This is a genomic window from Crenothrix sp. (genome assembly GCF_043729335.1).
GTDB lineage: Bacteria > Pseudomonadota > Gammaproteobacteria > Methylococcales > Methylomonadaceae > Crenothrix.
Window position 1 is genome coordinate 60,241 of sequence record NZ_JAYTLQ010000029.1, and the last position, 17,449, is coordinate 77,689.

Here is a 17,449-nt window from a genome sequence, read left to right on the forward strand (position 1 = left end):
TATCTAGTAGGATACAGCCGTAACAACCGCTGCGGACACGGCTGAATCAGTCAAAGAGAATTTGTAGCCAAACCCCCGGACCGTTTGTAGTAAATCGCCGCGTTCGTATTCATCCAGAATTTTCCGCAGGCGACGAATATGCACATCAATGGTGCGCTCTTCAATAAATACACTACGTCCCCAGATTTGATCAAGCAACTGGCTGCGACTGAATACTTTGTCAGGATGCGTCATAAAAAACTGTACCATACGAAATTCGGTAGGGCTGATGTCAACTTGCCGATTGCCAATACTGAAACGATGTTGGCCCATATCCAATTGTAAATCACCCACGCTTACGGTATCGGTTGCTGATATTTTCCCCGCTCTCCGCAGCACGGCCCGAATACGCGCAATCAGTTCTTTAGGGGAAAAAGGTTTGGTGACATAATCATCTGCACCCACTTCCAAGCCTTTAACCTTATCTTCTTCTTCACCGCGTGCGGTTAATAAAATCACCGGAATATCTTGGTATATGGCTTCTTTTTTCAAACGTCGCACCCATTCCACACCACTGGTCACGGGTAGCATCCAATCCAGCAAAATCAAATCAGGGAATGTTTGATCCAAGGCACTTTGCGCTTCAATAGCGCTTTCAGCGGCCATTGTGGCAAAGCCGGCTTGTTCTAATACCATAATCAGCATATCTCTAATCGCTTCTTCGTCTTCGACAACAAGAATATTAAACTTAGACATCAATCAATCCTTTATTAAGCTTAAATAGCTGTATTTTAACAATAGCAATATTTCTTTATGATGACAAACAGAGTAGGATAACTCCGTGCATTTATAAATTTTGGTGCATCTGTCTTTGTATTTTTTATTTTTGTAAATTTTCCCCACCAAAACCCGATATTTGCATATTTTTTTAAAAAAACTATACTTTAGTTTGTGTATTAAAAATAATCTTATTCCTAGGTCTTTAATAAAATCAGTGGCTGCTTAAATGTTGTCATTGTATAGCATTTGACAGTCATTTTTTCATTAGTAAGTATTTATACCTATTGTGGGCTTAGCCTGTTTATTTCACACTAAAGTGTCGTTTTTTCGTGCGCACTGGTTGAGTAATATCAACGAAAACATGGCTTTTTAATACATAATTTCTATACAAAACATCTATATCAAGATCATATTTTAAAGTTGATTAACTAAGGAGATTATTCATGGGTATGTTACAAGAGTTTAAAGAATTTGCGATTAAAGGTAATGTTATTGATTTAGCAGTCGGTGTCATCGTAGGCGCGGCGTTCGGTAAAATCGTTTCGTCTTTTGTCGCTGACGTTGTTATGCCGCCGATAGGCGTTATGGTTGGCGGTGTAGATTTTTCCAAGCTGGCGGTAACTCTAAAAGAAAAAGTGGGTGATGTGCCTGCGGTAACGTTAAATTATGGTGTTTTCCTACAAACCATAGTGGATTTCACTATTGTTGCTTTTGTTATTTTTATGGTCATAAAAATGATCAATAGTCTTAAAAGAGCAGAAGCGGCTGCACCAGAAGCCCCGCATGCGCCTACCAAAGAGGAATTACTGCTGACTGAAATCAGGGATTTATTAAGATCTAAAAATTAATGCCCTTGATTTTTGTTGTTAGAACAAATTTGCTTTGAGTTCCGTTCAAGACTGCGTTAGAAACATTATTGTTACAGTATTTCTAACACATCTTGACGGAACACATTAACCAAAAAGCGGTTATTTTTTTGAAAACCGCAACTGATCGTTTTCAACATCAACCATTATAGTATCGCCAGCAATAAAATGGCTCGCCAATATGTCTTGTGCCAGAGGATTTTCCAGCTGTTGCTGAATAGCCCGCTTCATAGGCCTTGCCCCGTAAACCGGGTCAAATCCAGCTTCACCCAACAAATCCAAAGCCTCATCATTTATTTCAAAGTGGATATCGCGATCCAAAAGACGTTTACGCAAAAACTCAATTTGTATACATGAAATAGCTCGGATCTGTTTTTGGTCTAACGGATGAAAAACCACCGCTTCGTCGATGCGATTGATAAATTCAGGCCTAAACTGACGGCCGACAATTTCCATAACCGCCGCTTTCATGGCATGGTAATTCGCTTCACCAGCTAATTCCTGAATACGTGCAGAACCCAAATTAGAAGTCATTACAATCACAGTGTTTCTAAAATCTACCGTTCTGCCCTGTCCATCGGTCAATCTGCCGTCATCTAGTACTTGCAACAGGATATTAAATACATCAGGATGGGCTTTTTCAATTTCATCCAACAAGATAACCGAATAAGGCTTACGTCTTACCAATTCAGTTAAATACCCACCTTCTTCATAGCCCACATACCCTGGAGGCGCACCGATTAAACGTGCCACCGAATGTTTTTCCATAAACTCAGACATATCAATACGCACCATTGCATCAGGCGTATCAAATAAAAATTCGGCCAACGCTTTGCACAGTTCGGTTTTACCTACACCGGTAGGCCCTAAAAATAAAAACGAACCATTGGGGCGATTAGGATCAGACAATCCGGCTCTGGAGCGTCTTATGGCATTGCTGACCGCTTTAAGCGCTTCTTCTTGGCCAACAACCCGTTTATTAAGCTGCTCTTCCATATGTAACAGCTTCTCGCGTTCGCCTTCCATCATTTTGGACACTGGAATACCTGTCCATTTTGAGACGACTTCGGCGATTTCTTCTTCGGTGACTTTATTACGCAATAAAGTCATTTTTTTCTCTTCCATGGGCACGGCTTGCAGCTGTTTTTCTAGCGCGGGAATAATCCCATACTGCAATTCTGACATGCGTGCCAAGTCGTTAGTACGGCTAGCCGCTTCCAATTCCGTTCTAGCGTGCTCGAGTTTTTCTTTAATAGAAGCTGAACCTTGCAAGGATGCCTTTTCGGCTTTCCAGATTTTTTCCAGATCAGAATATTCTTTTTCCAGATTATTAATATCATCCTCTAGAATACCCAGACGCTTCTTGGAAGCCGCATCAGATTCTTTTTTCAGCGCCACTTGTTCAATTTTCAGCTGAATCAAGCGCCGATATAATTTATCCATTTCTTCGGGTTTGGAATCCATTTCCATACGAATACGGCTGGCGGCTTCATCAATTAGATCGATGGCTTTGTCAGGTAATTGGCGGTCGGCAATATAGCGATAAGACAAAGTTGCCGCGGCAACCAATGCCGGATCGGTAATATCTACCCCATGATGCACTTCGTATTTTTCTTTCAAACCACGCAAAATGGCAATGGTATCTTCAACGGAAGGCTGATCGACCAAGACCTTCTGAAAACGACGCTCCAAAGCGGCATCTTTTTCAACATACTTCCGGTATTCATCTAGCGTGGTCGCGCCCACACAATGCAATTCGCCACGCGCCAAAGCGGGTTTTAACATGTTGCCCGCATCCATGGCCCCTTCAGCTTTACCCGCACCGACCATGGTATGCAATTCATCAATAAATAAAATAACCTGACCTTCTTGCTTGGCTAAATCATTAAGCACCGCTTTCAGGCGCTCTTCAAATTCACCCCGAAACTTAGCGCCGGCAATAAGAGCTGCCATATCCAGTGCCAACACTTTTTTATGTTTCATGCTTTCCGGTACTTCACCGTTAACAATACGTTGCGCGAGACCTTCAACGATGGCGGTTTTGCCTACGCCAGGCTCGCCAATTAATACTGGATTGTTTTTGGTGCGGCGTTGCAATACTTGAATAGTACGACGAATTTCGTCATCTCTGCCGATAACCGGATCAAGTTTGCCTTGTTCGGCGCGTTCGGTAAGATCAACGGTGTATTTTTTTAATGCTTGCCGTTGATCTTCAGCATTGGCATCATCTACAGCCTGGCCGCCGCGCATAGCATCAATGGCTTTTTCAATGGATTGTTTACTGAGGCCTATTTTTTTAAACAACTCTTGCAGAAAACCTTTTTCTTCGCAGGCCGCTAACAAAAACAATTCGCTGGAAATAAACGTATCATTACGTTTTTGCGCCATTTTGTCTGTCAAATTTAATAGCCGCGACAATTCGTTGGAAATTTGCACATCGCCACCAGAACCGCTCACCGTAGCGATACTGGTAATACCTTTATTTAACTCTGCCCGTAAAATAGGTAAGTTGACATTCAGCTGTGTCATTAAAGGTTTTACACTGCCACCTTCCTGATCCAGCAAGGCCAGCAATAAATGCACAGGCTCAATAAATTGATGATCTTTACCCAGCGCCATACTCTGCGCGTCGCCTAGGGCTGTTTGAAATTTGTGGGTTAATTTGTCCATACGCATGGTGTGGCCTCAAAGCAATGTTAAAAAGTTAAGTTAACGTATGCGTTCACCTCCCCCTTTGAAAAAGGGGGATTGAGGGGGATTTATTTAAAAAATCTCCCCTAACCCCTCTTTTTCAAAGAGGGGGACTGAACGGTTACAAGTTAACTATGAAATGGGGCTGAATGCATCTATTTTCAAGCAAACGTCTTTATCAAAACAGGATAAGCCCAATTGCGCTTAATTAAACTAACCGCTCTAAATGACGATTTTTCTGCTCAGAAGTGTCCAGTCAAAAATAATTAATCAAATTGCGTCCTTAATTTCAATTTTGTGAACTGCGTCACAAACACAAATTGGTAACCGTTGTAAACTACGCATCCCTTTTTAAAGACTCAATTTCCTCCACGTTAAGGTTTACACACAGTTGAACACATTAAGCACAACGGCAAACATAAATGGTTTCCCATCAATTTTTCAAGATATTAGTCCCCGTGTTGCCGTAAATCCGGCAAATATGCAAATTAGTCGTTATCTCGCGCAAGCTGAAGAAGATGGCGGTATAACCCTTAGTGGCTTGCACCGGCTCGCCCGCTCAGTGGGCGTTAATAACCCAGAAAAGACTAGTCTCAAAATTGACGTAATTCATGCCATCCAGAAAGCAACATATCATTCTGCGTGCTTTCGTGCTGAAACAAGCAAGCTGTGTACTAGAGAAGACTGTAGTTGGCAAGGTGAATGCAAAAAACTGATTGCCGAATGGTATCGCTGAAAATTTATATGCCGAGCGCAAACGTATGTTTATGCCTTCGATTACAAAGCTACCAACTAAGACGGGATATCCGATCTTCCTGAGCTTGTCGAAGGATTTGTTGTTCATGGTTCGACAGGGCTCTCATGAGCTTGACGAATGGCTCACCACGAACGGCTTTTTTAAGCTGTCTCGTCTTAAAATTGGTAGCCGATTACAGGACGTTCGTAGTGCAGTAAAACAAAAAGGCGGCATTAGTTTGCGTAACGCCACCTTTTTTCAGACCCTAAAGCTTATTCGACAGTGACTGACTTAGCCAGATTTCTAGGCTGATCCACATCCGTGCCTCTAATAACAGCCACGTGGTAAGACAGCAGTTGCAAAGGGATGGTATAGACTATCGGTGAAATCTCATTATCCACCTGTGGCACTTTAACAATTTGTACATTGCTGTCACTGACGGCTTGCAAAGTTTCATCCATAAAGACAATCAACTGCCCGCCACGCGCACTGACTTCTTGCATATTGGATTTCAATTTTTCCAGCAAGCTGTTATTGGGTGCGACGGTAATTACGGGCATATCAGCATCAATCAGCGCCAACGGCCCGTGTTTCAATTCCCCTGCTGGATACGCTTCGGCATGAATATAAGAGATTTCCTTAAGCTTAAGCGCCCCTTCCATCGCTATCGGGTAATGCGTACCACGCCCCAAAAATAACGCATGCTGTTTTTCGGCAAACTGTTTAGATAACACTTCAATCTCATCATTCAAAGCCAATACTTTTTCAATCTTGCTTGGCAAACTGAACAATTCCGAGGTTATCTTAAGCTCAGCTGCTTCGCTCAGCTGAAAACGCCTACCCACAGCAATCACCAATAACATCAGCGCAACCAATTGGGTAGTAAAGGCCTTAGTCGATGCCACACCAATTTCAGGACCTGCACGGGTCATTAATACCAAATCGGATTCGCGTACCAATGAACTTTCCGGCACGTTACAAATCGCCAAGGAATATTTGGCACCGATTTTTTTAGCTTCTTGCAAGGCAGCCAAGGTATCAGCGGTTTCACCGGATTGGGAAATAGTGACGATTAAGGTATCTGGTGCTAACACAGGGTTACGGTAACGAAACTCACTGGCGACCTCAATATTACACGGTACGTGGGCTAAATCTTCAAGCCAGTACTTTGCTACCAGCCCTGCATGATAACTGGTGCCGCAGGCCAGAATTTGCACAGACGTGATCTTATCAAACACTTCAGTGGCATTATGGCCAAAGGCATTTTCCAGCAAGCGTCCATTAATAAAGCGCCCTTCCAGCGCTTGGGCAATCGCAAGTGGTTGCTCGTAAATTTCTTTGAGCATGTAATGGCGATACTCGCCTTTATCCGCGGAATCAGAAGTCAGTTGGCTTTCTTTGATAGGCCTTACAACAACGTTATCATCTTTGTCATAAATCACCAGGCTATCGATGGTAATGGCGGCAATATCGCCGTCTTCCAGAAAGATAAAACGCCGGGTGACCGGCAGCAAAGCCGCGACATCAGAGGCGATAAAGTATTCACCAAAACCGACACCGATCACTAATGGACTGCCTTTTCTGCACGCAATCAAGGTATCAGGTTCTTGCGTACCCATCACGCCCAACGCATAAGCACCTTCTAATTTTTTGATGGTGGCTTTCACCGCATCCAGCAAATTATCAGCAGATTCCAACGCTTGATGAATCTGATGCACCACCACTTCGGTATCCGTTTCCGAGGTAAATTCGTAGCCGTCCTGTTTCTGCGTAGCACGCAGTTGTTCGTGGTTTTCGATAATGCCATTGTGGACAACAGCAATGGTATCGCGCGACACATGTGGATGGGCGTTGGCGACACTGGGTTTGCCGTGCGTCGCCCAGCGGGTGTGGGCAATACCGATATAACCGGGTACCGGATCGGCCTTAACCAGCAACTCCAGTCCCTTGACCTTGCCCAACTCACGCTTACGGAAAATCTCACTGTCTTTAATGACCGCCAATCCCGCCGAATCATAACCACGGTATTCCAGGCGCTTCAAACCTTCTATTAAAATAGGCACGACGTTGCGTTGCGCTACTCCACCTACAATTCCACACATATTATTTTTCCTTTTTGATAGGACGTTGCCATCCCGCTATGGTTATTTGTTTAGCACGACTGAGTGTCAACTGATTTTCAGGGCTGTCTTTGGTGATGGTCGAGCCTGCACCAATCGTGGCATTTTTACCGATGGTAACCGGTGCAACCAGTTGCGTATCCGAACCTATGAACGCACCATCTTCAATAATGGTCCTAAATTTATTCACGCCGTCATAATTGCAAACGATGGTGCCGGCGCCAATATTCACGCCACTGCCGACCGTCGCATCGCCAATATAACTTAAATGATTAATTTTGCTACCTTTGGCCACCGTCGATTTTTTAATTTCGACAAAATTACCGATATGGACGTTTTCGGCCAATACCGCGTCTGGCCGTAACCGTGCAAACGGGCCAATGCGGCTACCGTGTCCAATGGTAGAGTTTTCTAATACGCAATTGGCCAAGATTTCTACGCCGTCTTCAATAACCATATTTTTAATTTGGGTATTCGCGCCAATTTTTACGTTGCTACCGATGCTGTTTTTGCCTTCGATAATCACATTCACATCGATTTCAATATCTTGTCCCAGATTATCAATCGTGCCACGCAAATCAAAACGCGCTGGATCGGCCAAAGTTACGCCCAACTCCATCAAGCGATTGGCTTGTTCCAGCTGATAAATACGTTCAAGATAGCTGAGCTGCATGCGGTTATTGACACCTAAAACTTCGGCCTCAGTTTCTGCCTGACTAGTGACGACCTTGATACCGTCGGACACCGCCATTTCGATTACATCGGTTAAGTAATATTCGCCTTGGGCATTGCTATTGCTTAAGCGGCTTAGCCAAGTTTTTAATTTGTCGCCTTTTAGCGCCAAAATGCCGGTATTACCTTCGGTGACCAGTTTTTCTTGTGCTGAAGCATCTTTTTCTTCGACAATCTTGGTAACCTGCCCTACCGTGTTTCTGATGATACGGCCATATCCGGTTGGATTTTGTAAATTTACTGTCAGCAAAGCCAAGGTATCGTCACTGACATTGGCCAGTAACTCCTTAACGGTAGATAACTTTAGTAATGGCACATCGCCATACAAAATCAACACAGTATCGCCATCAGCAACCTGGTCGCTGACTTGTTGCACGGCATGGCCGGTCCCCAATTGCTGTTTTTGCTCAACCCAGTTTGCCTCAAAATAGCTTAGGCTATCCTTAACCAGTTCGCCGCCGTGGCCATACACAATCTTGATGCGGTTGTTTTCCAGTTGGCGACTCATGTCGTAGACATGTTCCAGCAAGGGTTTGCCTGCGATTTTGTGCAGGACTTTGGGCAGTTCAGAGCGCATACGAGTGCCTTTGCCTGCTGCCAGTATAACTGTGGTAATTGTCATGATAAATCCTTAGACAGCAATGTTTTGCTCATACTTTTTGGGTTTGATAGGGATGGTAATGTTTAAAAAATAAAATGAATTATAAAGGATAAGTGTTTGATTGTTTAGCTATCAAGGTTGGCACTTTTTCAACCATCTAAAGTTGATTCGGAAATAACCGGAGAATTTTATTTTGGGAGACGATTTAGCCAGTGCTACCGTGTTAGGCATTTTAAGATGCGATCATTACGTTTGATTTTGCCGCTTATAGGCAATCGTTAGAATAAAAATTCGCTGTAATCGGCTAACGTTAACTTGTTTTACAAATTTCATTATGCTGTTTCGGTCATTCGGCGCCATGCATCGCAAGTATAGGCGGCTCTTTATTATGAGATTTTACGGTGCCGAAAATTACAATTGCATTCCATTCAACTATTCCCCATATTTCAAAAATAATATATCTGACTTGCAGTTGTAAGTTTTTTGACCTTGCGCCCAATAGAATTCTGTATCGAGGGAATCGATATCCATTGCCAAATTATCAAGGTGCTCATGTATTTTTTCTTGCAGGAAAACAATATTTCTTTTAAGTTTCCAGCTTGATGCCATGTCAGTTTCATCTGTAAGAACAAGAAAAAATCGATTAGATGCATCGAATCTTGCTTCCCCTTGATTTTCATAAAACCACTTTTTCAACTCAACTGGGCTATTCTCTGCATCAGCAATTATTTTCCTTTTTTCATCCCTTAATTCTTTAACAAACTGCTTTGCTACAGGCCTCTGATCTTCAAGCATCTTATTAAGCAAATGTAATTTCAAATCCCTAGGATTTAAGTCATTAGGGATAAATATATTCAGTATTCGACAAGTTTTTTTTAACATTGTCAATTCATTACCATAACCGCAATCACGAAGCTTATCGGCTAGTAACTGTTCAGGAAAATAAGTGACCTTTAAATCAAATGGGATATCATTTACGAAAAAATCTATCTTTTTCACTAGACCCACAGTTGGCAACACAGAATCATGGTCTTTAAATAGATCTTCTATAATTATAGAAGTCCAGTGATTGTACCAAGAGTTTAGCGTGTAACCTCTCATACTACTTAATAAGCTACCTTCTATTTCCTCGTTAATTTTATCGAATGATTGAATTTTCTTTACGTAGTTATTAATAATGTTCTTTTCAAGGCTATTTCCGAACGACCCACCCCAATCAAAGAGTTGAAGCCTGTTAAGCTGGTCTACTAAATAATCCTGATTTCTGATTCTTTCTACTCGTTCTTGCCGATACTTTGAATTTATATAATCATTTATTTGATCATCTGTAACTTTCATATTCTCAAACACGGCTTCAAAGTAATCTTTTAGTTTTATTCCTACTATATTAACTGCGTGAAGAGTACAAAATTCTTCCATAGTTTCTTTGCGAGACATGCTTCTTAACTTCAGAAATCGAATTCCTCTAATATCATTTTCTATATTTGGAAAATCATTATTTCTGAAAAGCTTATCAAGCTGTTTGAAATTTAAGTTCGTCATTCAACATCCAGTTTTTTTCATCATTAAATTTGAATTTTTTTACCAGTAGCTCTAATATGTCAACCTGGCCAGAGACTATTCTTTCCTTAAAAATCATTTCCATAACTTTAAGGAATATCTGATTAGTGTCTAATGAACCATAGCTCAACCAATCATGAATTCTAGACACTAAAATAGTGGATAATACCTCCCCAGTTATTTCCTCATAAGGCGCTATCAGTGGTAGCTTTCTCAACGTAACTAAAACATCACCTTTGATGCTTTTCATTCGGTTAATCTGTCTTGGCGTGAATGATTTCTGAACCAACCACTCAAACTTGTACAGCTCAAATCCATTTTTCACGCAGGCGTTAGTTATTGCACGCCATTCATATCCAGAAAGCGAATGGTACGTAAGAGAAAAATATTTGTTGTTTTTCAACACTCTCCTTATTTCGGAAAAAGCCAAGTTGATGTCAAATTCATAATTTGAATTTCTCTTATTCCTCATCTTGCTATCGCTAATAACTATTTCATTTTCGTAATCTGGCTGTAGCTTTAGCCACGAATTCCATATAACACTTTGCTCGAAATATGGAACAGCCTCACCGTAAGGTGGATCAGCAAATACATAATCAACAGACTCTGATTTTATACTAAGACTTTTTACATCATCCTGAGTAATTCTATAGGTGGGAGGACAGCCTCCCTCTTCATCAGCAAATAAATCACTCTCGCCCGGAAAACATTGGAAATATTCATTTTTTCCTTTAATAGCCTTATTTAGCCTATTTTCGAAATATATTAAAACATTATTTTCAATATATGTTTCACCTGTATAAAAACCGGTCATCCATGCACCTGGAGCCATATCACCTCTACTATTTATCGGTGGCACTAATTTAGAGCAATTTGCCAAATTTGCAGTAAATGCCAATTTAAGTAATTCTCTTTCTTTTCCATCGGAATGATTTTCAATTAAGTGAAGCAGTCTCGCATGACATGAAAGCGTCCTTTTTGTAAATAGCGAAGCGACTGTCATTCCCCTTTGTGCAGATATTCTAGAATTTTCAATAAGCAAATTATCTGGATGCCAATCATGTATTATTTGTGAAGTTTCGTATTTCAGATATTCATCTGCGTCAGCTTTTTCAATTTCAATCTCACGAGCTTTTCTTTCTCCTTCTATTTTATACTTAGCTTTTATCGGGAGATCGTCTTTGTTTCGAAGAACAGAGATCAAAAGAATTTTCCTCCCTTCGACATCCCACTCAAACCAACCATTTACAAAAGAAGAAAATTCCGATTTTATTGTGATCCAGTGCTTTTCAACCTTTTTTAGATTAACACCCCTATCAAAAAGTTGAGTGTTTAAAAAGTTTGCAATAGGATTCAGATCATTTGATATAACATTTCTTTTTAATATGAAAGCTTCACAGCAGAAAACACCATAACCAGAAAATGGATCCAGTACTGTATCACCTTCACTACTGTATGCTCGGACAAGAGCACCAAGATTAGAGGAAGGCTTCTTTCCCCAATACTTATGCATCTCATACCTATCTCTTTTCTGTTTCAAACCCACATCCTTAAATCATTAAGTATTAATTGATTAACTATATAGCAGGTGCTTAGAATCACATAATTATGAAACGACTATAAAACAAAAAACCCGATAACAAACGCTATCGGGTTCTCTATGCAATCCAGAAAATCAGCAGCCTACCTACCCGCCACGTTTTCTCAATCTGTCCAACGTCTGCAACTGCATCATCGCCGCAAGCAATTGCGCTTGTGCCGTTGCGTAGTCAATCTTGCCAGACTTATCAGCCAGCGCTTCTTCCGCTTTGGCCTTGGCTTCTAATGCAGCAGCCTCATCAATGTCTTTCGCCCGAATCGCCGTATCAGCAAGAATAGTCACCAAATGTGGCTGCACTTCCAAAATACCACCGGAAATATAAAACGGATGATTTTCTTTTTCACCGGTTTTAACACGCACTTCACCGGGCTTCAAACGGGTAATCATCGGCGCATGGCGCGGTGAAATACCCACCTCGCCCATTTCAGCAGGGGCAAATACCATTTCCGCCAAACCAGAGAAAATCTCTTTTTCAGCGCTGACGATGTCTACTTGTACAGTCGTGGTCATAATGTGTCCCGAAAGTTAGCCTTTCATCTTGGCGGCTTTTTCCAGCGCTTCTTCTATGGTTCCCACCATATAGAAAGCCTGTTCTGGAATAGCATCGTGTTCGCCGCTGAGTATGCTCTTAAAGCCAGCAATAGTATCTTTCAACGACACATATTTACCTTTGGCACCGGTAAATACTTCCGCAACAGTAAACGGCTGAGACAAGAAACGCTGGATTTTACGTGCTCTGGTCACGACCAGTTTATCCGCTTCCGACAACTCGTCCATACCCAAAATAGCGATAATATCACGCAATTCTTTATAACGTTGCAAAATACCTTGCACACTCCGCGCCACGTCATAATGCTCTTGGCCAATAACCAGCGGGTCAAGCTGACGGCTGGTAGAATCCAACGGATCAACAGCAGGGTAAATACCCAGTTCTGCAATCTGGCGGGACAATACCACGGTCGCATCCAAATGCGCGAACGTTGTCGCAGGCGATGGATCGGTCAAATCGTCCGCTGGTACGTATACCGCTTGGATCGAGGTGATAGAACCTTTTTTGGTGGAGGTAATACGCTCTTGCAATACGCCCATTTCTTCAGCCAGTGTAGGCTGATAGCCTACCGCAGACGGCATACGGCCTAACAGCGCCGACACTTCTGTTCCAGCCAGGGTGTAACGGTAAATGTTATCAACAAAGAACAACACGTCACGACCTTCGTCACGGAAGTATTCCGCCATCGTTAAACCAGTCAACGCCACGCGCAGTCTGTTTCCAGGCGGCTCGTTCATTTGGCCGTACACCATCGCCACTTTAGAATTGCCTAGATTTTCAGCGTCGATAACGCCGGCTTCCTGCATTTCGTGGTAGAAATCGTTACCTTCACGGGTACGTTCACCAACGCCTGCAAACACGGACAAACCAGAATGCTGGGTCGCAATGTTGTTGATCAATTCCATCATGTTAACGGTCTTGCCGACACCGGCACCGCCAAACAGACCGACTTTACCGCCTTTAGTGAACGGACAAACCAAGTCGATAACCTTGATGCCGGTTTCCAGTAATTCAGTCGCAGACGCTTGTTCGGCGTAGCTTGGCGCTTCACGGTGGATAGCCCATTGCTCTTGTTCACCGATAGGCCCACGTTCGTCGATGGGATGTCCCAACACGTTCATGATACGGCCTAAAGTTGCTTGACCCACTGGCACTGAAATCGGCGCTAAGGTGTTAGTGACGGTCAAGCCACGGCTTAAGCCATCGGTGCTGCCCATTGCAATCGTTCTAGCGACACCGTCGCCTAATTGTTGTTGCACTTCCAATATTAAGTCTTTGCCTTCTACGACCAAGGCATCATATACTTTTGGTAGGTCTTCGCGGGAAAACTCCACGTCGACGACCGCGCCAATAATCTGAACGATTTTACCCGAACTCATTGAGTGTCCTCTTGTATTGTATTGTTTGTTTGAACTTAAACAGCTGCGGCACCGGCAACAATTTCTGAAATTTCTTGTGTAATAGCAGCTTGTCGGGCTTTGTTATAGATCAGCTGTAACTCTTTGATAAGATTACCGGCGTTATCCGACGCACTTTTCATGGCGATCATTCTGGCGGCCTGTTCGCAGGCATTGTTTTCCACCAAGCCCTGATAGACAATCGATTCGATGTAACGCCCCAGCAAATGATCCAGCACGTCTTTGGCATCGGGCTCATAAATATAATCCCAATGACCGCTCAAGCTATCGTCGATTTCATCGGTCACGACAGGCAACAATCTTTCGACCGTTGGCTGTTGTGTCATGGTATTAACGAATTCGTTACTGGCGATGTACAACTCATCAATAGTGCCTTGCTGGTAGGCATCGAGCATGATTTTGATCACGCCGATAATATCCTGCAAATGCGGCGCATCGCCAAGTTTGCCCACCTGGCCGACCAGATTGCTTTTCAGCGAACCAAAAAATCCCGCCGCCTTATTACCGACCGTACACACATCGACTTCAATATTGGCGCTGTCCCATTGGGTCAGACTGGCCAGGGTTTTTCTAAACAGGTTTGAATTCAAACCGCCGCACAAACCCCGATCAGAACTGATCACAATCAAGCCAATACGCTTAACCTCGCGTTTAACCAGGAAAGTGTGTTTGTATTCAGGATTGGCATGGGCAAGATGTTTAATAATCCGACCCATTTTTTTAGAATAAGGCCGTGTTGCCAGCATTCTGTCTTTGGTTTTACGCATTTTACTCGCGGCGACCATTTCCATCGCGCGGGTAATTTTTTGCGTATTTTTAATACTGGCGATCTTAGTGCGTATTTCTTTACCAACAGCCATCAGAAGACCTTTTTATTAGCTATACGTTTTAACAAAAGATTCAATTGCCGCTTTCATGCCATTTTTAATGTCATCAGAGAAATCACCGGTGCTGTTGATGGTGTCCATCAATGCGCCGTGTTGCGATTTCATGTAGGACAACAAATCGGCTTCGAAAGCCAAAACTTTGTTAACTTCCAGCTTATCCAGAAAGCCTTCGTTAGCAGCAAACAACGATACCGCCATTTGTGCAACCGACATCGGCGAATATTGGTTTTGCTTCATCAACTCGGTAACGCGCTGGCCGCGTTCAATCTGCTTACGGGTCGCCTCATCCAAATCGGATGCAAACTGGGCAAACGCCGCCAATTCACGGTATTGCGCCAAATCCAAACGCGTACCGCCACCTAATTTCTTGATGATCTTGGTTTGCGCTGCACCGCCTACCCGCGATACCGAAAGCCCCGCGTTTACCGCTGGACGGATACCGGAGTTGAACAAGCTGCTTTCCAAAAAGATTTGGCCGTCAGTAATGGAAATTACGTTAGTCGGTACAAAAGCCGATACGTCACCACCTTGGGTTTCGATGATTGGCAATGCGGTCAACGAACCGGTTTTACCTTTTACTCTGCCGTTAGTCAGTCTTTCAACTTCGTCAGCATTAATACGTGCCGCACGTTCCAGCAAACGCGAATGCAAATAGAACACGTCACCAGGATAGGCTTCACGGCCAGGCGGACGACGCAGCAACAACGACACTTGGCGATACGCCCAGGCTTGTTTGGTCAAATCGTCATAAATAATCAGCGCATCTTCACCACGGTCGCGGAAGAATTCGCCCATAGAACAACCGGTGTACGGGGCAATAAATTGCAGTGCAGCAGATTCTGATGCAGAAGCCACCACAATAATGGTGTGCGCTAACGCATCGTGTTCTTCAAGCTTACGAACCACGTTAGCTACAGATGAACGTTTTTGGCCGATAGCGACATAAATACATTTAATCCCGGTGCCTTTTTGATTGATAATTGCATCAATCGCAATCGCAGTCTTGCCGGTTTGACGGTCGCCGATAATCAATTCACGCTGGCCACGGCCAACAGGGATCATCGCATCAATCGACTTTAAACCCAATTGCACAGGCTGGTCAACAGATTGACGGGCAATAACCCCTGGCGCGATTTTTTCAATCGGCGAGGTTTCGGTGGTTTCAATCGCACCTTTGCCATCAATAGGATTACCGAGTGCATCAACCACACGGCCTAACAGGGCTTCACCGACCGGCACTTCCAAAATCTTGCCGGTACATTTAACGGTATCGCCTTCGGAAATGTGCTGGTAAGCACCTAAAATCACCGCGCCGACTGAATCGCGTTCTAAGTTAAGCGCCATGCCAAAGGTATTGCCAGGAAATTCCAGCATTTCACCTTGCATCGCTTCAGACAGTCCGTGGACTCGTACAATACCGTCAGTCACACTGACCACGGTACCTTCTGTGTGAGACGTTTCGCTCAGGTCGAAGTTTTCGATCTTCTTTTTAATCAGATCGCTTATTTCAGATGGGTTTAATTGCATGTGCTGTTTCTCAGTTTCAGTGTAGCGCTTTTTGCATGTGTTGTAGCTGGCCTCTGACCGATTGATCGATGACTCTGTCACCGGCTCTGACCAGAACGCCACCAATTAATGATTTGTCGACCGTAACATTCATTCGAACTTTTTTGCTGAGGGTTTTTTCAAGCCTGGCCGCAAAGCTTTTCTCGGCTTCTTTGGTAAAGGCAAACGCGGTAAACACTTCTACGTTAACACTGCCTTCATCGTCGGACTTATAGCCTTCGAAGAGATTGGCAATAGACGGCAGTAAGGTTAAACGGTTATTTTGCACCAATAGCTTCAAAAAATTTGTGCTTTCGCCATCAAGCTTACCTTCGCACAGCTCAAGCAAAAAGCCACAGACTTTGTCTTTGCTGATCTTAGGATTGCCCACCAATGCCAGCATGTTCTTATCACTGAGCAAAGCAGACATAAATGCCAAACCCTCTGACCATTTATCGGTAGACTTAGTTTCCTTGGCGCGTTTAAACGCCGCCGCTGCGTAAGGTCTCGCCATTGTTGCCAATTCGCTCATTTGCTAGACCTTATAACTTGCTGGAAACTTTATTAATGATGTCTTGATGCTTGGTTTTATCAATTTCTGCACCCAGAATCTGTTCGGCAGCGTCCAAAGCCAGTGTTGCAACTTCCGCACGCAAATTATCTTTCACTTGCTGCATTTCTTGATCAATCTGAGCTCTCGCCGCGATAATCAGACGCTCACCGTCTTTTTTGGCCGTGTCTTTCGATTCTTCAACAATTTCGTTGGCACGTTTTTGCGCCAAACTCAACAGCTCAGAAGAATGTTCTTTGGCTTCTTTTAAAACGATTTTAGCTCTTTCTTCAGCGGCAAGTATGTCTTCCTGACCTCTTTCAGCGGCAGCCAATCCATCAGCAATTTTCTTTTTCCGCTCTTCAAGAGAGTCGAATAAAGGCGGCCAAATGTACTTCATGGTAAACCATACCAGAAGTGCAAATGTAATCATTTGCCCAATCAGAGTAGCATTGATACTCACGATACGTTCCTCTTGTTGCTATTGAACACGACAGTTCGATTAACCGGCAGCTGCAGCTTGTACAGCTGACAGGAATGGATTTGCGAAAGTAAAGAATAACGCCAAACCAACGCCAATCATTGTTACCGCATCCAACAGACCTGCAACAACAAACATTTTTACTTGTAACATAGGCACCATTTCCGGTTGGCGAGCAGCGCCTTCCAGAAACTTTCCACCCAATAGACCGAAGCCTATAGCCGTTCCTAAAGCGCCCATACCAAGAACCAGACCCACTGCGATAGCAGTCATGCCTTGTACGTCAGCAATTAATCTTGCAATTTCCATGAAACCTCCAAACCTAATAGTTAAGTAATAAAAAAACAGTTAAA

General features: G+C 43.3%; 15 protein-coding genes. 2 read left to right on the forward strand and 13 right to left on the reverse strand.

The features are described from left to right. Window positions 1–3: 3 nt before the first annotated feature. Window positions 4–735 (reverse strand): phosphate regulon transcriptional regulator PhoB, encoded by a 732-nt coding sequence (gene phoB / locus ACHZC4_RS07400; RefSeq protein WP_394753192.1) that lies wholly within the window; start codon window positions 733–735, stop codon window positions 4–6. A 467-nt stretch (window positions 736–1,202) separates the two neighbouring features. On the opposite strand from phoB, the gene mscL reads away from it, so the two are divergent. Further along, a complete protein-coding gene (gene mscL / locus ACHZC4_RS07405) occupies window positions 1,203–1,607 on the forward strand; it encodes a large-conductance mechanosensitive channel protein MscL (RefSeq protein ID WP_394753193.1) in 405 nt (134 codons plus the stop codon). Between the two features lie 120 nt (window positions 1,608–1,727). Here the strand turns inward: mscL and clpB are convergent, their stop codons facing one another. Continuing rightward, entirely contained in the window at window positions 1,728–4,301 is a 2,574-nt protein-coding gene (gene clpB, locus ACHZC4_RS07410) for an ATP-dependent chaperone ClpB (protein WP_394753194.1), read from the reverse strand. A gap of 406 nt (window positions 4,302–4,707) precedes the next feature. Between clpB and ACHZC4_RS07415 the strand changes: the two genes are divergently transcribed. Next, window positions 4,708–5,052, forward strand: coding sequence for a hypothetical protein (locus ACHZC4_RS07415; RefSeq protein WP_394753195.1), 345 nt, complete (start codon window positions 4,708–4,710; stop codon window positions 5,050–5,052). A gap of 272 nt (window positions 5,053–5,324) precedes the next feature. Here ACHZC4_RS07415 and glmS read toward each other — a convergent pair whose 3' ends face one another. From glmS to atpE, 11 genes are all read right to left on the reverse strand, one after another. Further along, complete coding sequence (glmS, locus tag ACHZC4_RS07420; protein WP_394753196.1) at window positions 5,325–7,154, reverse strand: glutamine--fructose-6-phosphate transaminase (isomerizing); 1,830 nt, start codon at window positions 7,152–7,154, stop codon at window positions 5,325–5,327. 1 nt (window position 7,155) lies between these two features. Continuing rightward, the gene (glmU, locus tag ACHZC4_RS07425; RefSeq protein WP_394753197.1) at window positions 7,156–8,526 is read right to left on the reverse strand and encodes a bifunctional UDP-N-acetylglucosamine diphosphorylase/glucosamine-1-phosphate N-acetyltransferase GlmU; all 1,371 of its coding nucleotides are present in this window, start codon (window positions 8,524–8,526) and stop codon (window positions 7,156–7,158) included. A gap of 411 nt (window positions 8,527–8,937) precedes the next feature. Continuing rightward, the gene (locus ACHZC4_RS07430; protein ID WP_394753198.1) at window positions 8,938–10,047 is read right to left on the reverse strand and encodes a hypothetical protein; all 1,110 of its coding nucleotides are present in this window, start codon (window positions 10,045–10,047) and stop codon (window positions 8,938–8,940) included. Further along, window positions 10,019–11,605, reverse strand: a complete 1,587-nt coding sequence (locus ACHZC4_RS07435; protein WP_394753199.1) for a DNA methyltransferase — start codon at window positions 11,603–11,605, stop codon at window positions 10,019–10,021. The genes ACHZC4_RS07430 and ACHZC4_RS07435 overlap by 29 nt, the downstream gene beginning before the upstream one ends. A 147-nt stretch (window positions 11,606–11,752) precedes the next feature. Further along, on the reverse strand, window positions 11,753–12,175 hold the full coding sequence (locus ACHZC4_RS07440) for a F0F1 ATP synthase subunit epsilon (protein ID WP_394753200.1): 423 nt from the start codon (window positions 12,173–12,175) through the stop codon (window positions 11,753–11,755). A 15-nt stretch (window positions 12,176–12,190) separates the two neighbouring features. Beyond that, entirely contained in the window at window positions 12,191–13,594 is a 1,404-nt protein-coding gene (atpD, locus tag ACHZC4_RS07445) for a F0F1 ATP synthase subunit beta (protein ID WP_394753201.1), read from the reverse strand. 35 nt (window positions 13,595–13,629) lie between these two features. Further along, entirely contained in the window at window positions 13,630–14,493 is an 864-nt protein-coding gene (gene atpG, locus ACHZC4_RS07450; protein WP_394753202.1) for a F0F1 ATP synthase subunit gamma, read from the reverse strand. Between the two features lie 15 nt (window positions 14,494–14,508). Next, entirely contained in the window at window positions 14,509–16,047 is a 1,539-nt protein-coding gene (gene atpA / locus ACHZC4_RS07455; RefSeq protein WP_087142456.1) for a F0F1 ATP synthase subunit alpha, read from the reverse strand. Between the two features lie 16 nt (window positions 16,048–16,063). Continuing rightward, window positions 16,064–16,597 carry a F0F1 ATP synthase subunit delta gene (locus tag ACHZC4_RS07460; protein WP_394753203.1) on the reverse strand — a complete coding sequence of 178 codons (534 nt, stop codon included), beginning with the start codon at window positions 16,595–16,597 and terminating at the stop codon, window positions 16,064–16,066. A gap of 10 nt (window positions 16,598–16,607) precedes the next feature. Beyond that, window positions 16,608–17,078, reverse strand: a complete 471-nt coding sequence (locus ACHZC4_RS07465; protein ID WP_394753204.1) for a F0F1 ATP synthase subunit B — start codon at window positions 17,076–17,078, stop codon at window positions 16,608–16,610. 39 nt (window positions 17,079–17,117) lie between these two features. Beyond that, on the reverse strand, window positions 17,118–17,405 hold the full coding sequence (gene atpE, locus ACHZC4_RS07470) for a F0F1 ATP synthase subunit C (RefSeq protein WP_019864635.1): 288 nt from the start codon (window positions 17,403–17,405) through the stop codon (window positions 17,118–17,120). Window positions 17,406–17,449 lie beyond the last annotated feature (44 nt).